Source organism: Vibrio sp. 10N.222.55.C6 (assembly GCF_041473395.1).
GTDB lineage: Bacteria > Pseudomonadota > Gammaproteobacteria > Enterobacterales > Vibrionaceae > Vibrio > Vibrio crassostreae_C.
On record NZ_JBFRSD010000430.1, the window covers coordinates 1 to 329 of the forward strand.

The following is a 329-nucleotide window of genomic DNA, read 5'->3' on the forward strand; positions in this document are numbered from 1 at the left end:
ATCTTGAGTGGCAAGATCTGAACTCAGAGTCTCACGAAATGAAAGTAGAAATGCCGGATCTCACCGATCAACAAATGCGTCTATTACAAGGTGTGATAGCAATGAGTGCATCAGAGGAAGAGCAAGCTCAACAACAGGCTTTATTATTTAAACAAACGCTAAAAGAGCAAGGCGTGGACGCAGACGAAATGATCGCACTGCGTGATGAATACATGCAAACCATGAAAGCAAACGCCGAAGCTATTACGACAGAGTTTGATGGCAAGAAAGTACGAGTTCCCGGTTTCATCGTTCCACTGGAATTCTCAGAGGGAATGACAGCAACAGAG

1 protein-coding gene is annotated in these 329 nt (G+C 44.4%); it reads left to right on the forward strand.

Features of this window, described 5'->3' with window-relative positions:
• A partial coding sequence (locus AB4486_RS24450) for a DUF3299 domain-containing protein (protein ID WP_372119238.1) occupies positions 1-329 on the forward strand: 329 nt, incomplete at both ends.